The organism is Nocardioides sp. (assembly GCF_035503875.1).
In the GTDB taxonomy this organism is placed as follows: Bacteria; Actinomycetota; Actinomycetes; order Propionibacteriales; family Nocardioidaceae; genus Nocardioides.
In genome coordinates, this window is sequence record NZ_DATJTA010000095.1 from 22,310 (window position 1) to 28,858 (window position 6,549).

At 73.0% G+C, this 6,549-nt stretch carries 6 protein-coding genes and 1 riboswitch; of the genes, 5 read left to right on the forward strand and 1 reads right to left on the reverse strand.

Translation table 11 applies throughout. From position 1 onward, the window contains the following. Window positions 1–82 precede the first annotated feature (82 nt). The 5 genes from VMF51_RS23435 (at window position 83) to VMF51_RS23455 (ending at window position 5,259) form a co-directional block, all read left to right on the forward strand. Entirely contained in the window at window positions 83–1,300 is a 1,218-nt protein-coding gene (locus VMF51_RS23435; RefSeq protein WP_325476898.1) for an alpha/beta hydrolase family protein, read from the forward strand. Further along, window positions 1,298–1,481: riboswitch (cobalamin riboswitch) on the forward strand. (Overlaps the previous gene by 3 nt.) Before the next feature lie 46 nt (window positions 1,482–1,527). Beyond that, window positions 1,528–2,277 carry a hypothetical protein gene (locus tag VMF51_RS23440; protein WP_325476899.1) on the forward strand — a complete coding sequence of 250 codons (750 nt, stop codon included), beginning with the start codon at window positions 1,528–1,530 and terminating at the stop codon, window positions 2,275–2,277. After that, window positions 2,274–3,338 carry an iron ABC transporter permease gene (locus VMF51_RS23445; RefSeq protein ID WP_325476900.1) on the forward strand — a complete coding sequence of 355 codons (1,065 nt, stop codon included), beginning with the start codon at window positions 2,274–2,276 and terminating at the stop codon, window positions 3,336–3,338. The genes VMF51_RS23440 and VMF51_RS23445 overlap by 4 nt, the downstream gene beginning before the upstream one ends. Further along, entirely contained in the window at window positions 3,335–4,171 is an 837-nt protein-coding gene (locus tag VMF51_RS23450) for an ABC transporter ATP-binding protein (protein ID WP_325476901.1), read from the forward strand. The genes VMF51_RS23445 and VMF51_RS23450 overlap by 4 nt, the downstream gene beginning before the upstream one ends. Continuing rightward, on the forward strand, window positions 4,168–5,259 hold the full coding sequence (locus VMF51_RS23455; RefSeq protein WP_325476902.1) for an ABC transporter substrate-binding protein: 1,092 nt from the start codon (window positions 4,168–4,170) through the stop codon (window positions 5,257–5,259). The genes VMF51_RS23450 and VMF51_RS23455 overlap by 4 nt, the downstream gene beginning before the upstream one ends. A 97-nt stretch (window positions 5,260–5,356) precedes the next feature. Here VMF51_RS23455 and VMF51_RS23460 read toward each other — a convergent pair whose 3' ends face one another. Next, window positions 5,357–6,304 (reverse strand): DUF1254 domain-containing protein, encoded by a 948-nt coding sequence (locus VMF51_RS23460; RefSeq protein ID WP_325476903.1) that lies wholly within the window; start codon window positions 6,302–6,304, stop codon window positions 5,357–5,359. Between the last annotated feature and the right edge of the window lie 245 nt (window positions 6,305–6,549).

Below are 6,549 nucleotides of genomic sequence, written 5' to 3' on the forward strand. Positions count from 1 at the left end.
AGGCACGTGCACCCTCGGGGCGCTCGCTGCTCGATCACCGAGCAGCGGGCGCCCCGTCGTACGACGGCCGGAGGAGGCGACGTTGGCGACGTTGCTCAGGGACGGCCTGTTCCAGGCACAGCTGCTGCGCGCGATGGGCTACGCGCCGTACGGCGGCGCCGACGTCGCCGAGTGCCTGGCGGTCGCGGACCGGATCGGCCGGCTGGACCTGAACCGCTGGTACGACGAGTGGTCAGGACTGGCGCGGAGACTCCACTCCCGCGGCGAGGCGGGTCTCGGAGGGGGCTCCGTCGTGAGCGCCCGCGGCGCCTTCCTCCGGGCGTCGAACTACTTCCGCACCGCCGGCCTGGCCGTGCTGGGCGCTCCCCTGGACGACCGGCTGGTCGCGTCGCACCGGCGCGAGGTGGAGTCGTTCCGGCGCGGCGCCGCCCTGCTCGCCCTGCCTCCGGAGCCGGTCGAGATCCCCTACGCGGGGACCACGCTGCCGGGGTACTTCTTCCGCGCCGGCATCCACGACGCACCCGGCCCGACGCTGATCCTGGTGAACGGCTACGACGGGTCGGCCGAGGAGCTCTACTTCACCAACGGCGCCGCGGCCCTCGCCCGCGGCTACCACGTGCTGGCCTTCGACGGCCCGGGACAGGGCACCATGCTGATCGACCGCGGCGTACCGTTCCGGCCCGACTGGGAAGCCGTGGTCACCCCGGTCGTCGACCATCTGCTCGACCGTCCCGAGGTCGACGCCGAACGGATCGCGCTGATGGGGCTCAGCTTCGGCGGCTACCTCGCGCCGCGGGCCGCGACCGCCGAGCACCGGCTCGCGGCCTGCGTCTCCGACTGCGGGCCGTACGACCTGCTCGACGCCTCGCTACGGCGACTGCCCGGGCCGATGGCGAAGCAGATCGTCGACGGCACCCCGCGCGGACGCGCGGTGGTCGCTGGCCTCCTCGACCGGATCCGGGCCCGCCCCAGCCTGGGCTGGGCGCTGCGACGCAACCTCCTCGTGCACCAGGTCGACGACCCGATGGCGTTCTTCGAGATCGCCCCGGAGTACTCCCTGCGGGGACGCGAGGCGCTCATCACCTGCCCGACCTTCGTCTGCACCACCGACCGCGACGACCTGAGCATCGGCGCCGTGGAGCTGTACGACGCGCTGACCTGCGACAAGACGTACGTGCAGTTCCAGGAGTCCGACGGTGCCGGCGAGCACTGCGAGAGCGGCGCCCGCACGCACTTCCACGAGGTCGCGTTCGCCTGGCTCGACGAGGTGCTGTCCCGCCCGACGCCGGCACCGTGCTAGCGTCCGCCGCGAGTCGATCGCATCCGAGTGGATGCCAGGGAACTCCGGTGTGAATCCGGGACTGGCGCGCAGCGGTGAGGGCGACGGCGGCATCACGACGTCACTGGGGCACCGGGCCCTGGGAAGGCGATGCCGTCGGATGACCCCGAGTCCGAAGACCTGTCGGCTCAGGTAGTTGTCGCAGACTCTCGCGATCAGGGTCCTGGACGCGAGAAAGACCCTCCCCTGTGGACCCGCTGCCCGCATCGGCACGCGCCTACCTGCACGCCCACGACCTGCCCCGGCTCGGGTCGCGGACGCCTCAGCTCGTCCCGGTGACCGCCCTGCGCTCCCCCGCGTGGTGGCCGGGCACGAGCCGCGCCTACGCGGACTGGATCGGCACCCCGCACCTGGCTCCCGGCGCCGCCTGCGCCCTGCAGCACTACACCGGCCGCCTGCTGTCCGTCGTCGTCGCCGTCTGGGCGCTGACCGGCCGGCTGATGTCGCTGCGCCCCGACCTCTGGCGGGTGGACGTCGACCGCCACGGCGCCACCCGCGGGGTCTGGCACGAGGAGGCGATCCTGGGCGGCGCGGCCACCCCGGCCGAGCTGGGTACGGCGATCGCCACCCACGTCACCCCGATCGCCGAGGCGGCCCGCCGCGACTCCCGGCTGACGCTGCCGGTCGCCCTCGGGGGGCCGGCCGCCTCGCTCGCCGGGGCGATGGCGCGGGTGCACCGCGACGTACCCCCGGCCGTGCGGGTCGCCGTACTCGACAGCGGGACCGTCGCCCTCGCCGCGTTGCACGACCGGGCCGGTCGCGAGCTGGTGACGCTGGCCGCCGACGAGGTCGAGCCCGCGCTGCTGCAGCAGCACCGGACGACCTGCTGCCTGATCCGCCTGGGTCGCGACCACGGCGCGTGCGACTCGTGCCCACGGGTCCCGGCGGCCGAGCGGGTCGCGCGGCAGCGCGAGCGGCACCGCGGGCTCACCCGATGAGCCACGGGAAGCGCCAGCGCCCGGACCGGGTACGACGGCGGCTGCCGTTCTGGCCGCTCATCCTGGTGCTCCTGGTCCTTTGTCTCGTCAGCGTGGTCGCCTCGCTGGGCTTCGGCTCCGAGCGGATCCCCCTCGGCGAGGTCGTCTCGGCCGTGACCGACCGGTTCACCGGCGAGGACCCCGGCCGGTGGGACGTGATCGTCTGGGAGCTGCGCCTGCCCCGCGCCCTCCTCGCCGTGGTCGTGGGCGCCGGCCTCGCGGTCGCCGGAGCCGGCATGCAGACGCTGGTGCGCAACCCGCTCGCCGACCCCTACCTGCTCGGCATCAGCTCGGGCGCCTCCGTCGGCGCGACCGCCGCCATCACGACCGGCGTACTCGGCGGCCTCGGGACGTACGCCGTCTCCGGCGGCGCGCTGCTCGGCGCGATCGGCTCCGCCATCCTGGTCTGGCTGGTCGCGACGGCTCAGGGCGGCCTCACTCCCCTCCGGCTCGTGCTGTCCGGCGTGGTGCTGTCCTCCGGGCTCTCGGCGATCGCCTCCTTCCTGGTCTTCCTCAGCGACGACACCCGCGCCGCGAACTCGGTCATGTTCTGGATGCTCGGCAGCGTCGGCGGCGCCACCTGGGAGAAGCTCTGGATCCCGGCACTGCTGGTCCTGGTGATCGGGGCGGGCATGCTCGCGCTGCACCGCTGGCTGGACGCCCTCGCGGCCGGCCCCGAGACCGCTGCCGCCCTCGGCGTCAACGTCGCGGCCCTGCGCAGCTCGCTGTTCGTCGGGACGGCCGTGCTGGTCGGCGTCCTGGTGGCCGTCAGCGGCGGGATCGGCTTCGTCGGGCTGATCGTGCCGCACGCCGCCCGCCTCGTGGTGGGTGCCCGGCACCGGGTCGTGCTGCCGGTCGCTGCCCTCGGCGGCGGGCTCTTCCTGCTCTGGGTGGACGTCCTGGCGCGGCTCGCCGTACGCCCGCAGGAGATCCCGCTGGGCGTCGTCACCGGCGTCGTCGGGGCGCCGCTGTTCCTGCTGCTGATGGGCCGCGGGCGGTACCGGTTCGGTGGTGAACGGTGACCGCCCCGACTCCGGCCCTGCGCCTGCGCGGCGTCACCGCCCGGCTCGGCGGCCGCGACATCCTGCGCGGCGTCGACCTCGAGGTCCCGGCGGGCACCCGGCTCGGCATCGTCGGCGTCAACGGCGCGGGCAAGTCGACGCTGCTGCGGGTGCTGGCTGGCGTGCTGCACCCCGTCGAGGGAGAGGTCGGGGTGGCCGACGCCGAGGGCACCCTGGTCGACACCCACGACCTCCGTTCCCGGGACCGTGCCCGGCGCCTCGCCTTCGTGCCGCAGGAGGAGGTCGTCGCAGCCGAGCTGCTCGTCGGCGAGATGGTGGCGCTCGGCCGGGTCCCCCAGACCCGCCCCTGGGCGCGCGGTGGCCAGGACGAACGCGAGCTCGTCGTCGCCGCGCTCGACGCCGTCGGGCTCGCCGACCGCATCGACAGCCCCTGCGACCAGCTCTCGGGCGGCGAGCGCCGGCGCGCCGTACTCGCCCGCGGGCTGGTCCAGCAGTGCCCGGTCATGCTGCTGGACGAGCCCACCAACCACCTCGACGTCGCCTGGCAGCTGCGGCTCCTGGAGCTCTTCGCCGACCGCGCGGAGACCCTGGTCGCCACCATCCACGACCTCGACCTGGCCCTGCGCTTCTTCGACCGGATCGCGGTCATCGGCTGGCCCGACGACCGCGACCCGGCGGGCGATCCCGCGACCGTCGTCGCCGTCGGCCGGCCCGCCGACGTACTCGATCCCGCGCGGGTCGGCGCCCACTTCGGCGTCGGCTCGATCCAGGTCTCGAACCCCCGCACGCACCAGACCCACCTGCTCATCCATCCCCGAGAGGACCAGCCATGATCACTCGTCGTACCCGCCGTCCCGTGCTGGGCGGTCTCGCCGCCCTCGCCCTCGGCGCCACCGTCCTGACCGCGTGCGGCAACGAGGACGACTCCGCCGCCACCGCGTCCGGCTCGGACGCCATCACCGTCGAGAACTGCGGCGAGGAGGTCACGGTCGAGAAGCCCATCTCCGAGCTCTACGCGTACGACGGCGGCATCATCTCCATCGCGCTCGCGGCCGGCGCCCGCGACGAGCTGGTCGCGGTGACCGGGATGGAGCGCGACCAGCCGCTCCTGGAGCTCGCCTACCCCGACGACCGCGTCGACGAGCTCACCGTCGTCGGCGACACCTACCCGACGCTGGAGAACGCGCTCGCGGTGAACCCGGAGATGATGTTCGCCGGGTACGGCTACGGCTTCAGCGAGGCCCGCAACCTGATGCCCGAGATGCTGCACGAGCACGACATCGCGACGTACCTGCTCAGCGAGACCTGCCAGCAGGAGGACGGCGCGCGCGGGACCATGGAGCCCTGGACCGCCCTCACCACCGACCTGCGCAACATCGGCGAGCTCACCGGGCACGCCGACACCGCCGAGCAGGTCGTCGCCGACATCGAGGAGCGGCGCGCCGCGCTCGAGGCCGCGCCGCAGGGCGAGGAGGAGACCACCGTGTTCCTCTTCGACTCCGGCACCGACGCCATCTTCACGTCGGGCTCGTACGGCGGCCCGCAGGCCATCTTCGACACCGCCGGCGTCACCAGCGCCACCGCCGACGTCGAGGACACCTGGACCGAGGTCGGCTGGGAGCGGATGGCCGCCTCCGACCCCGACGTCATCTTCTTCGTCGACTACCCCGGGCAGTCGTACGAGGAGAAGGTCGCCGTCCTGAAGGCCAACCCGGCCTCGCGCGACCTCGCCGCCGTCCGCGAGGAGCGCTTCGTCAACCTCCCCTACGCCATGTGGGTCTCCGGCCCGCTCAACATCGACGCCGCCGAGTGGGTCCGGCAGGCCGTCGAGCACTTCGGCCTCGCCCCCGAGTCGGGCATCGCCTCCGACCTCGACATCACCACCCTCACCAACCTGCCCGGCAACGACTGGGCCCGCTGACACCCGGACCCCCGCCGAGTCGGCAGAACTTGCGCGCCGAGTCGGCAGAACTTGCGCGCCGAGTCGGCAGAACTTGCTGACGACTCGGCGGCTTCTGTCAGATCCCGGCGAGCGTCGGGAAGCGCCAGGCCCCGGTGAGGATCGCGGGGCGCGGCCGGTAGAGCCGGACGAGGTAGTTCCAGCCGTCGGTGATCGGCAGCGAGTTCCTCGCGGGATCGCCGTCACCCCCGAAGCGGACCGTGACGCTGCCGTCGTCGTCGTGGACGGCCGTGAGGTTGTTGACGCTGTACGCCCCGCGCTCGTTGGGCTCGAAGTAGCCCTCGGCGTTGTAGACCGAGATCGACCAGAAGCCGTCGACCGGTACGTCGGGTCCGACCTTGAGCTCGTACTCGCCGACCGGCAGACCGGGCGAGACCCCGACGTAGGTGGCCTCGGCGTCGGGCAGTCCGCCCCATCCCGCCGCCGAGCCGATCAGGTGGTGCACCGGGTCGACGTCCTCGCGCCAGCCGAAGCTCGACTCGAAGGACGTCAGGTCGGAGGCCAGGCTCAGGAGCGCCTCGCGGGTGCGGTCCAGGCTGGCGGCGTCGTACTCGGGCGGCACGAAGGGGCGGGCTGAGACCACGTCGAGGACGAGCTGGTCCTGGAGGGCGGCCACCGTCGCCAGGTCGCCCGGGTCGTGCGGGTCGACCAGCGTGCGTACGGCGAGGACGACGTACGGGCTGCCGCTCGTGTCGGGGGCGAACTCGTAGGTCCCCGGGTCGTGGAGGATCCGGTTGATGAAGTGGTCCTCGTCGACCGCCATCACCGACAGGTACCGGTCACCGGCGTCGGGGACGGTCAGGGTCGCCCCGGCCGACAGGTCGACGACCGCGAAGCTGTAGAGCGTGTCGCGGTTCATCCGGATCACAGTCTGCTTCTCGACCGAGGCCGGGGCGCGGTTGTGCTCGAATCGGTTGACGCCGCCCGCGTCGCGCTGGAGGCCGGCCATCATGCGGTGGGTCTCGGCGCGGGCGAAGTTGTCGGCGTTCACTCGGGTCGCGGTCACGACGAGAACCTGCCCGAGGCGACCTCCCCCGGCGCTCACCCGCAACGGGTGAACCTGGCGCAACTACTGCCGACTCGACGCGCAACTACTGCCGACTCGACGCGCAACTTCTGCCGACTCGGGCTCTTCTGCTGAATGTGTGGGTGGGTTGAGCGTGCCGTAGACGAGCGCACGCCGCTCTCTGCCTAGGTTCTGGAGCTATCTAGGAACCGGAACCGGGCGTCAAGGAGAGCGGCGTGCGTGAT

Excerpts from the sequence above, each read along its gene's own strand:
- VMF51_RS23445 (WP_325476900.1), top strand. The coding sequence starts at position 2,274 with ATGAGCCACGGGAAGCGCCAGCGCCCGGACCGGGTACGACGGCGGCTG.
- VMF51_RS23455 (WP_325476902.1), top strand. The coding sequence starts at position 4,168 with ATGATCACTCGTCGTACCCGCCGTCCCGTGCTGGGCGGTCTCGCCGCC.